19 protein-coding genes and 1 pseudogene are annotated in these 14,262 nt (G+C 61.7%); 10 read left to right on the top strand and 10 right to left on the bottom strand.

Features of this window, described 5'->3' with window-relative positions; genetic code table 11:
* Nucleotides 1-2: 2 nt before the first annotated feature.
* The 3 genes from V3H56_RS10440 to V3H56_RS10430 are packed head-to-tail and all read right to left on the bottom strand — an operon-like array spanning nt 3 to nt 1,383.
* Nucleotides 3-308 carry a DUF6482 family protein gene (locus tag V3H56_RS10440; RefSeq protein WP_047735639.1) on the bottom strand — a complete coding sequence of 102 codons (306 nt, stop codon included), beginning with the start codon at nt 306-308 and terminating at the stop codon, nt 3-5.
* Nucleotides 305-841: a DUF3833 domain-containing protein gene (locus V3H56_RS10435; protein ID WP_042728470.1), complete on the bottom strand. Its 537-nt coding sequence runs from the start codon at nt 839-841 to the stop codon at nt 305-307. Before V3H56_RS10435 ends, V3H56_RS10440 begins: the two co-directional genes overlap by 4 nt.
* Nucleotides 842-843: 2 nt before the next feature.
* Nucleotides 844-1,383 carry a chalcone isomerase family protein gene (locus V3H56_RS10430; RefSeq protein WP_338474554.1) on the bottom strand — a complete coding sequence of 180 codons (540 nt, stop codon included), beginning with the start codon at nt 1,381-1,383 and terminating at the stop codon, nt 844-846.
* A gap of 104 nt (nt 1,384-1,487) precedes the next feature.
* On the opposite strand from V3H56_RS10430, the pseudogene V3H56_RS10425 reads away from it, so the two are divergent.
* Nucleotides 1,488-1,978: pseudogene (locus V3H56_RS10425) on the top strand (DUF1543 domain-containing protein).
* 66 nt (nt 1,979-2,044) lie between these two features.
* Here V3H56_RS10425 and bdcA read toward each other — a convergent pair.
* Both bdcA and V3H56_RS10415 read right to left on the bottom strand, forming a co-directional pair.
* Nucleotides 2,045-2,758, bottom strand: coding sequence for an SDR family oxidoreductase (gene bdcA / locus V3H56_RS10420; protein ID WP_123578806.1), 714 nt, complete (start codon nt 2,756-2,758; stop codon nt 2,045-2,047).
* A 28-nt stretch (nt 2,759-2,786) separates the two neighbouring features.
* Entirely contained in the window at nt 2,787-3,770 is a 984-nt protein-coding gene (locus V3H56_RS10415) for an SDR family NAD(P)-dependent oxidoreductase (protein ID WP_338474553.1), read from the bottom strand.
* 193 nt (nt 3,771-3,963) lie between these two features.
* Between V3H56_RS10415 and V3H56_RS10410 the strand changes: the two genes are divergently transcribed.
* Entirely contained in the window at nt 3,964-4,542 is a 579-nt protein-coding gene (locus V3H56_RS10410) for a TetR/AcrR family transcriptional regulator (protein WP_123578804.1), read from the top strand.
* A 76-nt stretch (nt 4,543-4,618) separates the two neighbouring features.
* Here V3H56_RS10410 and V3H56_RS10405 read toward each other — a convergent pair whose 3' ends face one another.
* Nucleotides 4,619-5,524, bottom strand: a complete 906-nt coding sequence (locus V3H56_RS10405; protein WP_123578876.1) for an alpha/beta hydrolase — start codon at nt 5,522-5,524, stop codon at nt 4,619-4,621.
* An 87-nt stretch (nt 5,525-5,611) separates the two neighbouring features.
* Here V3H56_RS10405 and V3H56_RS10400 point away from each other — a divergent pair, with 87 nt between their 5' ends.
* The 4 genes from V3H56_RS10400 to V3H56_RS10385 all read left to right on the top strand — a co-directional run bounded on the left by V3H56_RS10400 (nt 5,612) and on the right by V3H56_RS10385 (nt 7,859).
* On the top strand, nt 5,612-6,001 hold the full coding sequence (locus V3H56_RS10400; protein ID WP_123578803.1) for a MerR family transcriptional regulator: 390 nt from the start codon (nt 5,612-5,614) through the stop codon (nt 5,999-6,001).
* Between the two features lie 154 nt (nt 6,002-6,155).
* Nucleotides 6,156-6,872, top strand: a complete 717-nt coding sequence (locus V3H56_RS10395) for an AzlC family ABC transporter permease (protein WP_123578802.1) — start codon at nt 6,156-6,158, stop codon at nt 6,870-6,872.
* Complete coding sequence (locus V3H56_RS10390; protein WP_053146884.1) at nt 6,862-7,170, top strand: AzlD domain-containing protein; 309 nt, start codon at nt 6,862-6,864, stop codon at nt 7,168-7,170. Before V3H56_RS10395 ends, V3H56_RS10390 begins: the two co-directional genes overlap by 11 nt.
* Nucleotides 7,171-7,217: 47 nt before the next feature.
* Nucleotides 7,218-7,859 carry a LysE family translocator gene (locus V3H56_RS10385; protein ID WP_047735645.1) on the top strand — a complete coding sequence of 214 codons (642 nt, stop codon included), beginning with the start codon at nt 7,218-7,220 and terminating at the stop codon, nt 7,857-7,859.
* A 48-nt stretch (nt 7,860-7,907) separates the two neighbouring features.
* On the opposite strand, the gene V3H56_RS10380 is transcribed toward V3H56_RS10385, so the two are convergent.
* From V3H56_RS10380 to V3H56_RS10370, 3 genes are all read right to left on the bottom strand, one after another.
* Nucleotides 7,908-8,342, bottom strand: coding sequence for a DUF6678 family protein (locus V3H56_RS10380; RefSeq protein ID WP_042728463.1), 435 nt, complete (start codon nt 8,340-8,342; stop codon nt 7,908-7,910).
* Between the two features lie 18 nt (nt 8,343-8,360).
* A complete protein-coding gene (locus V3H56_RS10375; RefSeq protein ID WP_123578875.1) occupies nt 8,361-9,116 on the bottom strand; it encodes a DUF4253 domain-containing protein in 756 nt (251 codons plus the stop codon).
* 141 nt (nt 9,117-9,257) lie between these two features.
* A complete protein-coding gene (locus V3H56_RS10370; protein WP_042728461.1) occupies nt 9,258-9,992 on the bottom strand; it encodes an SDR family oxidoreductase in 735 nt (244 codons plus the stop codon).
* Nucleotides 9,993-10,104: 112 nt separating this feature from the next.
* Between V3H56_RS10370 and V3H56_RS10365 the strand changes: the two genes are divergently transcribed.
* A complete protein-coding gene (locus V3H56_RS10365; RefSeq protein ID WP_042728460.1) occupies nt 10,105-10,467 on the top strand; it encodes a helix-turn-helix domain-containing protein in 363 nt (120 codons plus the stop codon).
* A gap of 119 nt (nt 10,468-10,586) precedes the next feature.
* Here the strand turns inward: V3H56_RS10365 and V3H56_RS10360 are convergent, their stop codons facing one another.
* A complete protein-coding gene (locus V3H56_RS10360) occupies nt 10,587-11,798 on the bottom strand; it encodes an MFS transporter (RefSeq protein WP_042728459.1) in 1,212 nt (403 codons plus the stop codon).
* Nucleotides 11,799-11,893: 95 nt separating this feature from the next.
* Here V3H56_RS10360 and V3H56_RS10355 point away from each other — a divergent pair, with 95 nt between their 5' ends.
* From V3H56_RS10355 to V3H56_RS10345, 3 genes are all read left to right on the top strand, one after another.
* On the top strand, nt 11,894-12,715 hold the full coding sequence (locus V3H56_RS10355; protein WP_338474552.1) for a helix-turn-helix transcriptional regulator: 822 nt from the start codon (nt 11,894-11,896) through the stop codon (nt 12,713-12,715).
* Between the two features lie 57 nt (nt 12,716-12,772).
* Nucleotides 12,773-12,931, top strand: coding sequence for a DUF2986 domain-containing protein (locus tag V3H56_RS10350; protein WP_083454185.1), 159 nt, complete (start codon nt 12,773-12,775; stop codon nt 12,929-12,931).
* Between the two features lie 305 nt (nt 12,932-13,236).
* Nucleotides 13,237-14,217 (top strand): MBL fold metallo-hydrolase, encoded by a 981-nt coding sequence (locus V3H56_RS10345; RefSeq protein WP_338474551.1) that lies wholly within the window; start codon nt 13,237-13,239, stop codon nt 14,215-14,217.
* Nucleotides 14,218-14,262: the final 45 nt, after the last annotated feature.

Genomic DNA, 14,262 nt, shown 5'->3' with positions numbered 1-14,262 from the left:
CTCTACCACTGGCTAGCCAGCGTCAACGGCAGCCGCAAGGGCGCGATGGGGCCGTCACGCTGCCCACACATCTCATCATGCACCACATGCTGCACCAACGTGCACGGCACGGGTGGCAGATCGATCAGCAACTGGCGCAGCTCGGTGGATGAACGCAATCGAACAGGCTGGCCCTGGGCATCGCTCAGGGTGACCGGACCGGTACCGGTCATGGCGCGCAGGAGGTAGAAGCCGCCTTCCAGCGACAGCAACTCAAGCGCTTCGACTTCACCGGCCGTGACTCGCTCAGTGAGTTGACTCAAATTCATGGCGTGCCCTCCGGCAAGCGGCGGAAGAACAAGGTGATCTGGCCGATCTCCACCCCCAGTTTGCTCATGCTCGAACGGTTGATCAGGGTGTCTTCATCCATCAGGTACATCCAGTCGTCCAGGTCCACTTCCCAATGCCGTCCTTCCACGGGCAAGTCCAATCGGTAACGCCAACGCAGTGCGTTACCGGCCACTTCGCCCCGGGCCTCGCCGATCACATCCCCGGCGGTTCCGCGCCAACGACCCGGGCCGTCCGGCACAATCGTCCAGGTACGCTGCTGTCGCGTGCCGTCGCTGTAGAGGAAGTGTTCATCGAGGATCAGACGCTCGCCTTCACGGCGACTGTCGATGCGAACGTGGAAGCGCTTGACCACTTCTCCGGACCGCTTCTGGAACATCCCCCAGGCCTGCACCGGTCGCGAGAAGAACGCCGCCAGGTCCAAGCGCGGTTGTTCCCCGGCATAGTGCTCGACGCCGACATTGCCGCAACTGCCGAGAAACAGGCAGGCCACCAGCAAAAGTGCTTTGTACATGTTCAGGTCCCTCGGTCGTTGTCCGCCAGGCCTAGCAGGCGCTGGCGCAATTGTGGGTCGCGGGCCCGCGGATCCAGCCAGATGGCGAAGAACGCCCGGGCAAACACCGGGTCGGCCACTTCATGGCTGAGCTTGCCGTCCACGTAGAAGCGGCAACCCTTGCCCGGCAGGTACAGGCCAGTGATGCGCATGCCGGGGCGCACGTCCACGAATGCGGCCTGCATCGCCTGGGTCCAGGCCTCAACGGATTGGGCTGTCAGGCTGCCGGGGCCTAGCCGCTGCATTTCCTCGAGGCTGACCTGCACCAGCGTTTCCCGGGATATCGATCGGTGATAAAGCAACTCCAGCGCGAAGGGCTGGTTCCAATCCTGTACCGGGCCGGCGGTCCATAACCGGGCGGTATACAGGCGCAGGCCGAACCAGGTGAAATCGCCCTCCCCCAGCCGTTGCGCGGTGGGCAGCGTCGTTCGCCAGTCTGCGGCGGCCGAGGCCATCACCGTCAGCATCAGGCAAAGGCAGGCCCAACGAACAGAGTGCGCCATGGAGAACCTGTAGAATACGAAAATATCTGTACAAGATTAGTTTCTTGTACAGATAAATTCAAAATTTGTATAGATTTATGCGCAGTCCCTGGTGAGGAGTTTTCATGCTGTACGTAGTCATGCTCGGCGGTCGTCACCCCCGAGCCAGCATCGAAGTACACGACGTGGTGTTCGCCCAAGCGGACTCACTCGAACAGGCGTACCCCCAACTGCGCCAGGCGTGGTTCGGCAGCCGTCAGGGTTTGCATATCGATTCCTGGCTGGAAATCGACGGCATCGACACCTACCGCGTCGAATTCAGCTCGATGGCCCCAGGCCCCGACGAACCCAAGCTGTTTTTCATCAACCTGGGTGGCTACGAGCGCGAAGTGTTTGGTGAAGCCCACCGCTACCTGCTGGTAGTGGCCCGAGACAAGACCCAGGCCAAGCAATTGGGCAAGCGCCGCATGCCGGCGGATTGGCTCAAGGCCCACACCGACGCCGTGCTCCAGGTGGACGATTGCCTGCCGGTGGACTGGGTAAACGGCCATACGTCCACCTGGTCACGGGGGCTCACAAGGGGATGGGTCAATACAGCGACTACAGTCTGATCTGAAGATCTGATTGCCTGCCAACGACTGAAATCCCCAAGCAAAACGGCTTCAATGCGCCTGGCCGATTGTCAGGCCCCGAACGCGCCATCAATGGTGTGCATCGCGCCTGTGACGAAACCGGCCTCCGGGCCAGCCAGCCAAGCGACCATGGCCGCCACCTCTTCCGGCCTTCCATGGCGTTTGATGGCCATGAAACTGTGCATGAGATCCTTCATCGGTCCGTCCGCCGGGTTCGCGTCGGTGTCAATCGGACCGGGCTGGACCACATTGACGGTAATTCCACGCGGCCCGAAATCCCGGGCGAGTCCACGGGCCAGCCCTTGCAGCGCGGATTTGCTCACGGCGTAGGACGCCATCCCAGGGACCGGCATCCGATCACCGTTGACGGAACCAATGATGAGGATACGTCCTCCTTCGGGCATCCGCCGGGCCGCTTCCACTGCTGCGAAGTAAGGCGCATGAATGTTGATCCGAAAGAGCCGCTCGATCGCATCCGGGTCCTGCTCCAGCGCATCGCCGAAAATCGCGATGCCTGCATTGACCACCAGCACATCCAGAGGACCGCTGTCGCGCACCCGCGCGATGACCGCATCACGGTCGGAACTGTCGGTCTCGACGGCGATGCTGTTTGTTTCGTTGGCAAGCTGCTCAGCGGCCTGTTTCGAGCCGGCATAACTGAACGTCACCGCAGCCCCCTCCGAGGCGAAACGCCGCACGATCGCAGCCCCAATTCCCCGGCTGCCGCCGAGCACCAAAACAGATTTATCGTTGAAAGCTGACATGTGATTCTCCTGGAAATCGCGGGTTCTATTACACGCTGCCGATCATTTGCTCGCTTCTTTCCCAGAGCGCTTGCGCCTTGGAAGGATCAAGCGCGTACGACCTCGCGCCATCAGCAAACGGGTTCGAGGTATCGACAATCGGCGCGACCGCGCAATCTTCGAGGTAACGTCCGCCAATCGCGTCTTTTTCTGCGAGGACGGCGGCCCAGACCGAGGTGGCCGCCGCTTGTGGAATCGATTTGAGTTCCAGGGGCGGCAGACCTGCTTCGGCCCGCGCGTTGCCCACGGTTTCAAAAAGGCCCTGCAACGCTTCCTGCGGGAAATGGCGCGGTAGATCGGTCAGGCTGTTGCCAGGCATCACCGCCGCGGCGCGGATGCCACGGCTGCGGTGCCGTTGGTCAAAGGCAACGGCGAACAGTGTGGTGGCTGTTTTCGAGCGGCCGTAGGCGACAAAGGGGTCGTAGGCCTGTTGTTCGAAATTCGGATCGTCCAGATCGATGTCGGCGACGCGATGCGCCTGGGAGGACAGCACCACCAGGCGTCCGTTGTCGACGAGCAGCGGCGCGATGCGATTGATCAAGGCGAAATGGCCCAGGTGATTGGTTCCTAGCTGGACCTCGAAACCATCGACCGTATGCCCGAACGGCGTTGCCATCACACCCGCATTGGCAATGATGGCGTCGAAGGACTGGCCATTGGCAAGTAACCTGTGCGCGGTGGCGCGAACGCTTTGCAAGGAGGCCAGGTCCAGCTCGAGCAACGCCAGGCTGCCCCCCGCTCGCGCAGCTTCTTCAAAAACCGAAGCCGTGGCCTTCTCGGCTTTGGCGAGGTCTCTGACCGTCCCCACCACCGTGGCACCGTGGGCAACCAATGAGCGTGCGGTTTCCAGGCCAATGCCCGAAGACACGCCGGTCACCAGGTAGCGCTTGCCATTGAGTTCGAGACCGGAGAGCACGTCGTCCGCGGTCGACTTTGCGCCAAACTTATTCGTCATTTGATATCCCTTGTTCATGCACTGGAAAATTTCGACCGGCTCGACCTGCGTCGAGGGTCATTCGAACGTCCTGCGCGCTACCCGCACAGCGAGGACTGACTGCATTTAAATTTCATAATCACCGTTACAGTAACGACTGTTATTAAATTGACCTTGCCCCAGGGTGTCAAGGCATTTAATATCGATCGTTATGAAAAAACGGAGGTAAGAAATGGGTCGTCAGCGCGAGTTCGACGTGGATCAGGCGTTAGAGGCTGCCCTGGGTGTGTTCTGGCGCAAGGGCTACGAGGGCACCTCGTACACGGACCTCACGCAGGCCACCGGGGTGGAGCGGCCAGGCCTGTATTCGGCGTTCGGCAACAAAGAGGCCCTGTTCCGCCGGGCGCTGGAGCGCTACTACGAGGTCTACCTCGCTTTCTTCCCCGAAGCGATGTTGCAGCCGACCTCGCGCCAGGTGGTCGAGCACATCCTGCGGGGGGTGGCCGAACTCAATACCCGCTACCCCGACCGCAGGGGATGCCTGGGTATACAGGGAGTGCTGGCCGGCTCGGACGACGCCGAACCCATCCGGCAAGCGCTGATTGAGGCACGGGCAGAGGGAGAGACGGCACTGCGCGAACGGTTCGAGCGGGCCAAGGCTGAGGGCGATCTGCCCGAGTCGGCCAACTGCGCTGCCCTGGCGGCGTTCATCATGGCGGTGACCCACGGCATGGCCGTTCAAGCCAAGGCTGGCTTCAGCCGTGAAACACTCGAGGCGGTGGCCGACCAGGCCTTGTCGACCTGGCCATAGCCTTTGTAATGCGTGGTTGTCCCTCAGGTCACTGCGGTCCCTTGCCTCGGACTATCAACTCGGCCGGCCGCAATGGCTAATGCCGTGTCGCTGCGTCAACGAAGACCGACAGATCGCGATTGAAACGTTCGGCCTCCTCCAGGAAAGGAGCATGCCCCGAGTTCGGATAAAACTTGCCGAGGACTGAGGCATTCAACGCCTTGGCGCGATTGAACGAAGGTTCAGCCTGCACTAGGGCGTCGCGCGCCCCATAAATCAACAACAATGGCTTGTGCATCGCGCCCAGGCCCTTGGGGGCGTCCAGCGACATGCCATGCACCGCTTTCTGCATGTTTTCCGACGCCATGGCCGCATTCGCCACCAAGCGCTGGAACGTATCGGCATCAGGCCGCGTGGCAAAACACAGCGCGACAAACTCACGTTCGGCATCGAGATGGGTCTTGAGATCAGGCGATGCCATTCCACTGTACACACGAGTGTGCGCAACGATTTGCTCGGGTTTCAGCTCAATCACACCCCCCACGTACACGGCACCGGCAATCTTCGCGTCGCCATAGGCTGCCAGGTAATTTGTCGCCACCGCCGCCCCCAGCGACCACCCCACCAGCACAGGCCGTTGGGCGCCGGAGCCCGCAATCACCGCGGCCAGATCATCAGCCCAACGGCGTCCATCACGATAGGCATCGGCACGCTCGGGCCGGCCGGAACCGCCATGCCCCCTCAGGTCGTAGGTAATGAGACGGTAGCGCTGCAGTTCAGGGCTATTGACCTGCTTTTCCCAACTCAGATGGCTGCCCAGCAAGCCGTGAATAAAGAGGATGGGTGAACCATTCGGGTCTCCCGCTTCTTGCACGGCAATGGACACGCCATCGGGCGCCGTCACGGTGTACGGCTGCACGGCAGCCTGTGCCAGCAAAGACACGCCCATGAGCGCGATGCCGGCACACCCGCTTCGCCAGGGGTTGAAGGCCTTGAAAGACATCATGTTAAAGCTCCTGCGAATGGAAAGCGCGCAGCCTAAACCCTGACATTAGTGTCACGGTCAAGCAGCAATGCTATGGTTCGATCCATGAACCAGACATCGCCTCCCGCCCCGCTGAAGATTGGTGCCCTGGCACGAGCAACCGGCGCCAGCGTGCGCTCGATTCGTCATTACGATCAGCAAGGCTTGCTCACGTGCACGCGGGCCGATAACGGCTACCGGGCATTCCCCGCAGTCGCCATCACGCAGGTCAAGCAAATCCAGCGCCTGATCGCCAGCGGCTTCAGCCTGGATGAGATCCGCACCTTCCCCGACTGCATGCTGCTGATCGAAGGGGCGAAAGCCTGCGCTAACATCACCGACACCCAGCGCAAGCGGCTGGCGATGCTCGAACAGCAGATCGAAGCGCTCGAACACCAACGCCAACGCTTGCGCGCCATGCTGATTGAAGGCTCGGAGCCCGATCAGGCGCCCTGACCGCGTCGACTGCAACATTGCTCCCAGCGCCAGACGCTACCATTCGAAATTCGAATGGGACCCATGACGCTTATTCGCTTTTCTGAACCCCACGATTGCTTCCACAATGGCGCCCCTGTAGCGGTACAACTTGAGGCAGTCGTGAGGTGAAGGTGTGTTGAGTGTCGATGCGGGCTCCGTGAGCCTGGATAGGAACCTGGTGTGGAGTGGCTTCAAGCAGCTGTTACCGATTTCCCTGTTCGTGATTGTCTTCGCCGTTGCCTTCGGCCTTGCCGCTGCGCAAACCGGCCTGGACGCAACGTCAACCTTGCTGATGAGCACGCTGGTATTCGCCGGCGCCGCGCAATTTGCCGTGCTTGACCTGTGGGGGCCGCACGTTCCGGTGCTGCCGCTGGTGGTGACGGTATTCGCGATCAATGCCCGGCATCTGCTGATGGGGGCCACGTTGTATCCCTGGCTGCGGGAACTGCCCCGGGCCCGGCGCTATGGCGTGATGCTGGTGGTCTCGGACGCCAACTGGGCGATGTCCATGCAGGCGTTCAGCAACCGCAAGCCAGGCCTGGGCCTGCTGTTTGGCGGTGGCCTGGCGCTGTGGTCGGCCTGGGCGCTCGGCAGTTGGCTGGGGTTGAAGTTCGGCAGCGTCATCCAGGACCCGGTGAGCCTCGGCCTGGACATGGTCATGGGCTGCTTTCTGCTCGCCATGGTACTCGGAGGCCAAAAGAACCTGCGCATGCTGATCATCTGGAGCGTGGCCGCCGGTGCGTCGTTGCTGGCGTACAGGTACCTGCCTGAAAACGCCCACGTGGTCACCGGGGCATTGGCCGGTGGTGTGCTGGGCGCGGTCTGGACGGAGAAAAAACATGAGCATTGAGACCTCAGGCTACGGCACATTCCTCATCATCCTGATCATGGCCGTGGTGACCCTCGCGACGCGTTGGGGCGGCGTGTTCGTGATGTCATTCGTCCCGATCAACTACCGGGTGCAGCAGTTCATCAACGCCATGTCCGGCTCGGTACTGGTGGCGGTGCTCACGCCGCTGGCGGTCACCGGTGACAACGGTGCGCGGCTGGCCCTGCTGACGACCGCCGTCATGATGCTAACCCTGCGCAAGCCGCTTCCAGCAATTGCCGCCGGGATCCTGATGGCGGCTTTATCCAGGCAATTCTAGGTTTGTCTTGTACTATGCCCGTCTCCAACCACCTATGAATGAGACCAATGGACCTGCACTCAATCCTGGCCTTTACACTGGTCGCCGCGATTGCCATCGCAAGCCCCGGCCCTGCGACCGTGATGGCGATCAATAACAGCCTGGCCTACGGGCCGCGGTACGCAGTATGGTCTTCGCTGGGCAATGCCTGCGGGCTGTTCTGCCTGTCGGCGGCGGCGATGTCCGGCCTGGGTGCCCTGCTTGCCAGCTCCGAATGGATGTTCAACGCGGTGAAGGTCCTGGGTGCCGGTTATCTGTTCTACCTGGGCGCCAGGCAATTGCTCACTCGGCAGCCGATCCTCGCCCAGCAGATCCAGCCAGACGGAACAGTCCAAGCCCCGTCGCGCAAAAAGCTCTACAAGTCGGCGTTCCTGACCGCTGCCACCAACCCCAAGGCGACGATGTTCTTCACCGCCCTCTTCCCACAATTTATCGACCAGGGCGCAGCGCTGTTGCCGCAATTCCTGTTGCTCACCTCGATATTCATGGGGTTGTCGTTGGTGTCACTGAGTCTGTACGCAGCCGCTGCGGCCCAGGTCAAAGGCCTGCTGACCCGTCCAGCGTTCTCCATATGGATCAGCCGGCTGGTGGGCTCGACGTTCATCGGTTTTGGCGCCGCCATCCTTGCGATGCGTCGACCTGTTTCCTGAAGGGCCTTGGGCGACTCTTCCGTGGCTTCGTCCGACATGCGCAACTTGTCACGCGGGTGGAAAATCCTCATAACACTTAGGCAAGTAACCCCAGATCCTCAACACATCGCCACGCACTTCGAATTCGAATCCAATCCGTGCGACCACTGCCGATAGTTCGTCGGTGTGGTCGATGGTTGTCCGGGCCAGCAGCCGTCCCCGGAACGGGCCTTCTTGCGTCAGGCCGATGTCGAACCATTCGACGCAGGCGAATGGAAACGGCAAATGGTAGAACCATTCCACATCCCACCCCGAGATGTAGCCGGAGACTGACTTGTACCGCCAGGACGGGCACCATCCCTCGCGCTGGCGGAAATGGCTGATCAGTTCATCCCACTTGGTGTTGTTTGACGCACTCGCCAGGTTTCTTGCAGCCACGGCGGCGCTGATCTTCTTGCGCATCGCCTCGTCGTGGCCAATGCCGGCTGTTGGCAGTTCGTTCATGCGCGGTCCACCTGTCAGCTACTCCACATACCGCAACCAAAGGTGCGTACGCCCGTTGATCGCCGCCATGACCCGGGCAATCACCGTTTCGCGGTCTTCGTCACGGGTGTTGTACAACGCACAGAAATCCGCCGCCACCGCAAGGGCCTCCTCTGGGGCGGGCGGTTCTGCGCGCAGGTAGCCGAGATAGGATGCCCCCACCCCGATCAATTCATAACCATGAGTCAGCGCAAAATGGCGGGCCACCGCGAAGTTCTGCGCGGGGTCCAGGTCGCAAGTGAAGTAGCCATTGGGGAAAGCGGCGAGCGCCTGGTAACTCTGTTCAACCGGCACCACGAGTGCCGAGAGCGGCTGGTCGAGCAATGACACCGGGTCTTGCTGATACGCCTCCCACTCTTGCAGGGCTGTTGTGTCGAGGGTCAGGCCGTGGGCGCAGGCGTCCTGGAATGACGTGGCCGCGACCAGGTTCATGAAATTGCGATAGCCGATGGCGAATTCGGCCTTGGTCGTGGGATACCCCAGGTACTCGCCGTTTTCAAAGCATTCGGGCGGCAACCCGGCGATGTCCTGCTCGGATGCACTATCCAGCCCCAGGTTGTCCCGTGCATGCCCGCAGGTGTAGCGGGCCTGGTGCAGGTCATCAAGCGAAAGCAATGGCTTGGTACCTGGGTGACGGGCCGCGATGTGCTGATAAGCGCCGTGCACGTCATCGAAGCTGGAGATGCCGCTGACGCTGTATTCATCGCAGGTGCCTGCGGACGGATTATGAGGCATTGCGTGACCGCGAAACTGGATGTCCATCGAAGGGTTACCTGCTCCATAGAAGTCATGAGGCGAGCGACTGGGCTCGGATCGCTCGCCATCGTTACACCGCTCCTCGCCACAATCAAATGGTGGCAGCTCTTATGCAGCGAGTCAGATTTGCGCCAGGCCACCGTCGACCGCGAGTTCGCCAGCGGTCATGAAGCTGCTGTCCTGAGAGGCAAGAAAGGCCGCCGCCGCGCCAAGCTCGGCCGGATCAGCCATGCGCTGGAGCGGGTTCATCGAGGCGAAGACCTTCATGCCCTCCTCGCCCAGCGCCTGCTTGGCGAGTTCGGTCGCCGTCGGCCCGGGCGACAGCACGTTCACCCGGATGCCGGTGCCCTTCAGGTCCAGCGCCCAAGTCCGCGCGAGGTTGCGCACTGCCGCCTTGCTGGCGCTGTAGGCACTGAAGCCCGGCGCCCCCGTGGTACCGGCACTCGAACCGGTCAGGATGATCGAGCCACCCTGGCCCATCAGCGGTAGCGCCTTCTGGACCGTGAAGATCGCCCCCTTCACATTGGTCTCGAAGATTTCGTCAATGTGTTCGGCAGTGATTTCGCCAAGCACAAGCTGGCTTCCCGCCCCGGCGTTGGCGAAGACGATGTCGAGGGTCCCGCGCTCGGCCCTCACCGCCGCGTAAAGTCGGTCGAGGTCGGACAGGTCGGAAACCGAGCCCTTCACCGCACGGGCATTGGCCCCGAGTTCGGCCACGGCGGCATCGAGCGCCTCTTGCCGGCGACCGAAAATGAAGACAAAAGCCCCTTCCTCTATGAACCGTTTTGCCGCCGCAAGGCCGATCCCGGTAGCACCGCCGGTGATCACGGCGGTCTTTCCATTCAGTCTGGTCATATCATGCATCCCTCGTTGGCGTTTAACCCAAGCAGAAAATTGCTCGTTGAGCCCGAGGATGCCGCCCTGATAACCTAAGAACAAGTATGCACCTTTTGGTAAGTATCAAAATATGACCTTTTCTCCTGAAATCTGCGGTACCGGCTGCGGGCTCAACGCCACGTTGCGCATCATCTCGGGCAAGTGGAAACCGCTCGTCCTGTTTTTCCTGCGCGAGGGGCCGAAGCGTTATGGCGAGCTCAAGCGTTTGATCCCAGCCGTCAGCGACAAGGTGCTGATCCAGCAGTTGAAGGATCTGGAAGCCGACCGCGTGCTGGCACGGACCGACTACAAGGAAGTGCCGCCGCGCGTGGATTATGCGCTGACCCCGCTGGGGCGCAGCCTGGCCGAGGCGATCATCCCACTGTGCACCTGGGGGACCGAGAACGCGGAGCAAATAGCCGGCATCTTTGCGGAGCGCGACGCTTTGCCATAGCACAAGCCAAACAGGCTCCTGCTGCGACTCCCGGTCAGTCGATCACAGCAGGACTAACCGTTCGCGGCTCGACGTTCCAGGCCATGGTGTGCAGGTGCGCCGCAAGGCGCACCTGCGGTTCAGACGCCCTTGGTGGACGGCAACAGGACCGTCAGCACACCCAGCAACGGCAAGTAGGAACACAGGGTGTAGACGTATTCGATACCGTGGATGTCGGCGAGGTAACCCAGCAGCGCGGCACCGATGCCGCCAAAGCCGAACATCAAGCCGAAGAACACGCCGGCAATCATGCCGACATTGCCCGGCACCAGTTCCTGGGCAAAGACCACGATGGCGGAGAACGCCGAGGCCAGGACGAAACCAATGATCATGCTCAGCACGCCGGTCCAGAACAGATCCACGTAGGGCAGTGCCAGGGTGAACGGCGCCACGCCCAGGATCGAGAACCAGATGACCTTCTTGCGGCCGATCCTGTCGCCGATGGGGCCACCGAAGAAGGTGCCAGCGGCTACCGATCCCAGGAACAGGAACAGGTACAGCTGGGAACTGGTCACCGACAGCTGGAATTTTTCGATCAGGTAGAACGTGAAATAACTGGTGAAGCTGGCCATGTAGAAATACTTGGAGAACACCAGCAACGCCAGGACCACCAGGGCCGCGGTCACTCGCTGCCTGGACAGGCCGTGGGTCGCCTTGCCGCCCTGCTTGAGCTTGAACAGGTTGAGGTGGTTGCGATACCAGCGGCTCAGGCCGTACTGCACCAGGATCGCGAATGCCGCAAACAAGCCGAACCAGGCGACGTGGCCCTGGCCATAAGGGATCACGATGGCCGCGGCCAGCAGCGGGCCGAAGGCGCTGCCCGCGTTGCCGCCGACCTGGAAGGTCGACTGCGCCAGGCCATAGCGGCCGCCCGAAGCGAGGCGGGCCACGCGCGAGGTTTCCGGGTGGAAGGTCGACGAGCCAATGCCCACCAGCGCGGAGGCCAGGAGGATGGCACCGAAGCTGCCGACGAACGCCAGCATCAGAATGCCGATGAGGGTGCAGACCATCCCGGCGGGCAGCAGCCAGGGCTTGGGATGACGGTCGGTGTGATAGCCCACCCACGGTTGCAACAGCGAGGCCGTCAGCTGGAAGGTCAGTGTGATCAATCCCACCTGGGTGAAGGTCAGGCCGTAGTTGGCCTTCAGCATCGGATAGATGGAAGGCAGCACGGCCTGGATGAGGTCATTGATCAGGTGCGCAAGGGCGCAGGCACCGATGACCCGCATAACAAGCGGGCTCGTTTGATTGACGACGGAGGCCGTGGTCGAGGCTGTGGCGGTGGTGGACATGACAAAAGCTTCCAGGCGATGGGTCTGAAAAAAAACGTAGGCAGAAGGTGACAGCACTTTCTGACAGGCGCGGCATCATCCTAGAATCCACAAAAATGTCTGTCTCACTGGACAAGGGAATCAACCGTCGCAAAAAGGACATCATGATTAAACCGTTGAATGAAGCATTGCTCGAGATCGACGAAGGCGCCTGGACGATGATCGGGAGGGCGACCGATTACCCGGACAATTGGCTGATCGCCTCGCACTCCCATGAAAAGCACCAACTGATCTACGCTGTCGAAGGGGTGATGGTGGTGCACACGGCGTCCAGTCAGTGGACGGTGCCGTCGAATCGAGGGCTGTGGATGCCCTGCGGGCAGGTGCATTCGGTGCGCTGCGTCGGGCACGTGAAAATGCGCAGCCTGTTTGTCCGGCCCGATGCCGCCGCAGACCTGCCGACCGAAACGAAGGCGGTGAGCATTTCCGCCCTCTTGAGCGAATTGATCAAGGTCGCCGTGCATCTGCAACTCCCCTATGCCCCGAACACCCGGGCCGCCCGGGTGATGCAGCTGATTCTCGATGAACTCGCCCTGCTCCCCACCCTGCCCCTGCACTTGCCGCAGCCGGCGGACCGGCGTATCAAGAAAATCTGCGTCACGTTGCAAGGCGACCCCGCCGACGGCTCGACGTTGTCGGACTGGAGCGCCCGCCTGGGCCTTGACGAGAAGACCATCCAGCGGCTGTTCCGCAAGGAAACCGGGATCACCTTCGGGCAATGGCGACAGCAGGTGCGCCTGTTGCAGGCAGTCGAGCGCATGGCAATGGGCGAGAAGATCATCGACGTTGCGCTGGCGCTGGGCTACGAAAGCCCGAGTGCGTTCACCAACATGTTCCGCAAGCAGTTTGGCAAGACACCGAGCACGTTCTTCAAATAAAGCGGCGCGCTTCACGCTGCTGATATCATCCGCGCGCTTACACACCGAGTAGCCGTCATGAATCGTCGCAAGAAAATAAAGCAGTTGCTGCAGGCCCATGCGAAAAAGGCCAGCGCCAAACTGGCCCCGCAGAAACCCAAGTACATCAGCAAGGCGGATCGCCTGAAACTGGCGGCCGAAGCCGAGCAAGCGCCGCAGGCGCCTGTCGAGCATTGAGGGGTTGATGCGCCACCTTCGCGAGCAAACTCGCGCCCACAAGGGCTGTCCTCCAGGTCATTGACCCTACAAAACCTTGTGGGAGCGAGCTTGCTCGCGAAGGCGCCAGCATTTCCCACTTTCACCTGCCTGACACCCCGCCCGGCTTTGTAGCCTGCATCCCACTGGAGGCCCACGGCTTGAAACGGCTGGCCATCCACCGGGCCGATGCCTCGTATAACCAACACAACCGTTCTCCCTGGTGCGCACCTGACCTACGCTGATTCGCGCGATCAACGAAGCCTGCGCTATCAAGGAGTTTCGACATGTTCAACAAAGTCCCCCTCCCGCTCGCGACACTGTTTACCACCCTGGTTCTGGCGGGGACGATCACTTCGGTAAATGCCGCCGCGACACCGGTCGCGGAGCCCTTACCCATCCACAAACCGCAGGTGGCAGGTGTCTACCGATTCCAGGTCGGCGCCTTCCAGATCACCGCCCTGAGCGACGGCACGTTGCCGCTGGACCTGCACCCGCTGCTGCGAGGCATCAGCGCCGAGAAGATCGATGCGTTGCTGAAAAAAGGCTTTATTCGCAACCCCGTCGAGACGTCGATCAACACCTATGTGATCGACACCGGCCCACGGGTGCTGCTGGTGGATACCGGAGCCGGCGAGCTGTTTGGCCAGGTGGCGGGCAAGTTGCCCCAGAGCCTGGCGGCGGCCGGTTATAAACTGGAGGACATCAGCGACGTCCTGCTCACCCACATCCACGCCGATCACTCCGGCGGGCTGTCGCGCAACCGGCAGATGATGTTCCCCAATGCGACCGTCCACGTGGCCCAGGCCGACGTCGATTTCTTCCTCGACCCGGCCAATCTGACCAAGGGGCTCAAACCCCAGGACCTGGAGAAGAGCCAGAGGACCGTTGGGCCTTACGTCGATGCGGGCCGGGTCAAGACCTTCAGCGGCCCTACGACCCTGGTGCCCGGCATCACGGCGATCCCGACACCTGGCCATACCCCAGGCCACAGCGTCTACCGGGTCGAAAGCCAGGGTGAGAGCATCGATTTCTGGGGCGATCTCCTCCACGTCGGCCCGGTCCAGTTTGCCCGACCTGACGTGACGGTCACTTTCGACGTCGACCAGGACCGCGCACGCGCCCAGCGCCAACAGCAGTTCAAGGCCTCGGCCAACGAGGCGCGCCTGTCGGCGGCCGCGCACTTGCCGTTCCCGGGGATAGGCCACCTTCGCGCGCAAGCCGGGCACTATGAATGGGTGCCGGCCGACTATCGCAACCGTGACTGAGACGGGCGAGCAAGCCCGGGCCGCCCTGTACAGACCACTGCCTGG

The organism is Pseudomonas sp. MS646, from assembly GCF_036693845.1.
GTDB lineage: Bacteria > Pseudomonadota > Gammaproteobacteria > Pseudomonadales > Pseudomonadaceae > Aquipseudomonas > Aquipseudomonas chlororaphis_E.
The sequence above is the reverse complement of the archived record's forward strand: the minus strand, read 5'-3'. Positions and strand labels throughout refer to the sequence as shown.

Excerpts from the sequence above, each read along its gene's own strand:
- V3H56_RS10440 (WP_047735639.1), bottom strand. The coding sequence starts at position 308 with ATGAATTTGAGTCAACTCACTGAGCGAGTCACGGCCGGTGAAGTCGAA.
- V3H56_RS10435 (WP_042728470.1), bottom strand. The coding sequence starts at position 841 with ATGTACAAAGCACTTTTGCTGGTGGCCTGCCTGTTTCTCGGCAGTTGC.
- V3H56_RS10430 (WP_338474554.1), bottom strand. The coding sequence starts at position 1,383 with ATGGCGCACTCTGTTCGTTGGGCCTGCCTTTGCCTGATGCTGACGGTG.
- bdcA (WP_123578806.1), bottom strand. The coding sequence starts at position 2,758 with ATGTCAGCTTTCAACGATAAATCTGTTTTGGTGCTCGGCGGCAGCCGG.
- V3H56_RS10415 (WP_338474553.1), bottom strand. The coding sequence starts at position 3,770 with ATGAACAAGGGATATCAAATGACGAATAAGTTTGGCGCAAAGTCGACC.
- V3H56_RS10410 (WP_123578804.1), top strand. The coding sequence starts at position 3,964 with ATGGGTCGTCAGCGCGAGTTCGACGTGGATCAGGCGTTAGAGGCTGCC.
- V3H56_RS10405 (WP_123578876.1), bottom strand. The coding sequence starts at position 5,524 with ATGTCTTTCAAGGCCTTCAACCCCTGGCGAAGCGGGTGTGCCGGCATC.
- V3H56_RS10400 (WP_123578803.1), top strand. The coding sequence starts at position 5,612 with ATGAACCAGACATCGCCTCCCGCCCCGCTGAAGATTGGTGCCCTGGCA.
- V3H56_RS10390 (WP_053146884.1), top strand. The coding sequence starts at position 6,862 with ATGAGCATTGAGACCTCAGGCTACGGCACATTCCTCATCATCCTGATC.
- V3H56_RS10385 (WP_047735645.1), top strand. The coding sequence starts at position 7,218 with ATGGACCTGCACTCAATCCTGGCCTTTACACTGGTCGCCGCGATTGCC.
- V3H56_RS10380 (WP_042728463.1), bottom strand. The coding sequence starts at position 8,342 with ATGAACGAACTGCCAACAGCCGGCATTGGCCACGACGAGGCGATGCGC.
- V3H56_RS10375 (WP_123578875.1), bottom strand. The coding sequence starts at position 9,116 with ATGCCTCATAATCCGTCCGCAGGCACCTGCGATGAATACAGCGTCAGC.
- V3H56_RS10370 (WP_042728461.1), bottom strand. The coding sequence starts at position 9,992 with ATGACCAGACTGAATGGAAAGACCGCCGTGATCACCGGCGGTGCTACC.
- V3H56_RS10365 (WP_042728460.1), top strand. The coding sequence starts at position 10,105 with ATGACCTTTTCTCCTGAAATCTGCGGTACCGGCTGCGGGCTCAACGCC.
- V3H56_RS10360 (WP_042728459.1), bottom strand. The coding sequence starts at position 11,798 with ATGTCCACCACCGCCACAGCCTCGACCACGGCCTCCGTCGTCAATCAA.
- V3H56_RS10355 (WP_338474552.1), top strand. The coding sequence starts at position 11,894 with ATGTCTGTCTCACTGGACAAGGGAATCAACCGTCGCAAAAAGGACATC.
- V3H56_RS10350 (WP_083454185.1), top strand. The coding sequence starts at position 12,773 with ATGAATCGTCGCAAGAAAATAAAGCAGTTGCTGCAGGCCCATGCGAAA.
- V3H56_RS10345 (WP_338474551.1), top strand. The coding sequence starts at position 13,237 with ATGTTCAACAAAGTCCCCCTCCCGCTCGCGACACTGTTTACCACCCTG.